At 60.7% G+C, this 2439-nt stretch carries 1 protein-coding gene; it reads left to right on the forward strand.

Annotated elements, in window-relative coordinates; genetic code table 11:
- On the forward strand, positions 1-2439 hold a 2439-nt coding region (locus DVJ77_RS20935; RefSeq protein ID WP_162791635.1), incomplete at both ends, for a condensation domain-containing protein.

Raw genomic sequence — 2439 nt, forward strand, 5'->3', positions numbered from 1 at the left:
GTGCCGGCCTACTTCGTGGTACTCGATGAGCTGCCCTTGACCACGAACGGCAAAATCGATCGCCGGGCGCTGCCTGCGCCGGACATGACGCGCAGCGAGGTCGGCTATGTGGCGCCGCGTACACCCAGCGAAGAAATCATGGCCGGCATCTGGGCGGAGATTTTGCATCTCGACAAGGTCGGCATCCATGACGACTTCTTCGCGCTGGGCGGCCATTCGTTGCTGGCGACCCAGTTGATGTCGCGCATTGGAACGATGTTCCAGACCAAGATATCGCTACGCACGATTTTCGAAAGCCCCACATTGGCTGACATGGCGGCCATCGTCGCGCAGGCGACCGCCGAATCTTCGGCGGCATCGCAACGGCCGGCGGAGCCGCCGAGGGAGGCGTTTCCGCTGTCGTTTGCACAGCAGCGCTTGTGGTTCATCGATCAATTGGAAGGCCAAAGCGCTACTTACAACATCCCGGTGACGATTCGCCTGAAAGGCCAGCTCGATCGGCAGGCGCTGCAAGGGGCGCTCAACGATGTCGTGTGTCGCCATGATGCGTTGCGCGCGTATTTTGAAAGCGAACACGGCACACCGGTGCAGCGAATCATGCCGCGACTGGACTTGGTGCTTGCACTCAATGATCTGCGTCATCTGGCGCCGGATGAGCGTGAGGCCAAGGCGCGCGAGTTGATGCTCGATGAAACACGCACACCCTTCGATCTGCAAACCGGACCATTGATCCGAGGCAGCTTGTTGCAACTCACAGAGCAGGATTATGTGCTGTTGCTGACGATGCATCACATCGCATCGGATGGCTGGTCGATGGGCGTCCTGGTGCGGGAAGTCAGTGCGCTGTATGCGAGCCATGCGCTGGGTTCGCCGTTATCGCTGCCTGAATTGCCGATGCGCTATGTCGATTTTGCCAGTTGGCAGCGGCAATGGCTGAGCGGCGATGTCCTGGAGCGGCAGCTTAACCATTGGAGGCAGCAACTGGCTGGCAGCCCGGAGTTGCTGACCTTGCCTACCGATCGACTACGCCCGTTGGTGCAGAGCCAACGTGGCACTTCGCTGCCGTACGTCATCCCGGCGGAACTGAGCGTCAAGCTGCAGGCGTTGAGCCGAAAAACGCAGAGCACCATGTTCATGACCTTGTGCGCAGCGTTCAACGTGCTGCTGGCACGTTATTCGGGCCAGAACGATATCTGCATCGGCACGCCGATCGCCAATCGCAACCGCGCCGACATCGAGGGCATGATCGGCTTCTTCGTCAACACCTTGGTGCTGCGTACCGAGGTGGATCTGAGTCTCGGATTCACCGATCTGCTTAAGCAAGTGCGAACGAACACGCTCGATGCCTATACGCACCAGGATGTGCAATTCGAGCAATTGGTCGAAGCGCTGCAGCCGGAGCGGCATGCCAGCTATTCGCCGCTGTTTCAGGTGATGCTGGTGCTGCAGAATGCCCCGATGAACAAGCTGGCCTTACCTGGCTTGCAGTTAGAGCTTGTTTCGAGTGAAAGCACGACCGCCAAATTCGATTTGACCCTGGCGTTGACCGAAGGCAAGGACGGTATACAGGGCTACTTCGAATACAGCACCGACCTGTTCGAGGCGAACACGATTGAGCGCATGGGCGTGCATTTCACGAATCTGCTGCAAGCCATCGTGGCCGATCCCGGCTGCGCCGTCGGCGAGCTGGCGATGCTGGGCGAGGCCGAACGCCGGCAGCTTCTCCGCACGTTCAACGATACCGCCACGGTTTATCCGCGCGTTCAGCGCGATACATCGACGCTGCATCAGTTGTTCGAGGCGCAAGTGCCGCGCAGCGCGGAACATGCTGCGGTGGTGTATGAAGGCGTCTCGTTGAGCTATGCGCAACTCAATGCGCAAGCCAATCGGCTGGCGCGTCATCTGCGCCAACTAGGTGTCGGCCCGGATGTGCTGGTGGGCCTATGCGTCGAGCGTTCGATAGAGATGATCGTCGGCCTGTACGGCATCCTGAAAGCGGGCGGCGCCTATGTGCCGCTGGACCCGGCGTATCCGGCGGATCGCCTGGCGACGATCCTGGCCGACGCCCGGCCGGCGGTGGTTCTGACGCAACGGCATCTGCGGGCGCATGTGCCCACCGTGCCGGGCCTGCCGGTGTTCTGCCTGGATAGTGAAGCCGACACGCTGGCGGCCTACGCCGACGACAACCTTGAACACCACACGCAGCCGAATGATCTGGCCTATGTGATCTACACCTCGGGCTCGACCGGCAAGCCGAAGGGTGTCGGCATCGACCAGCAAGGTATCGTCAACCGGCTGCAATGGATGCAGGAAGCGTATCCGTTGACGGCGGCCGACCGGGTCTTGCAGAAGACGCCTTTCAGCTTCGATGTGTCGGTGTGGGAATTCTTCTGGCCCTTGCTCGAAGGGGCGACACTGGTAGTCGCTCGGCCGGGCGGA

The organism is Dyella tabacisoli (assembly GCF_003350925.1).
GTDB lineage: Bacteria > Pseudomonadota > Gammaproteobacteria > Xanthomonadales > Rhodanobacteraceae > Dyella_C > Dyella_C tabacisoli.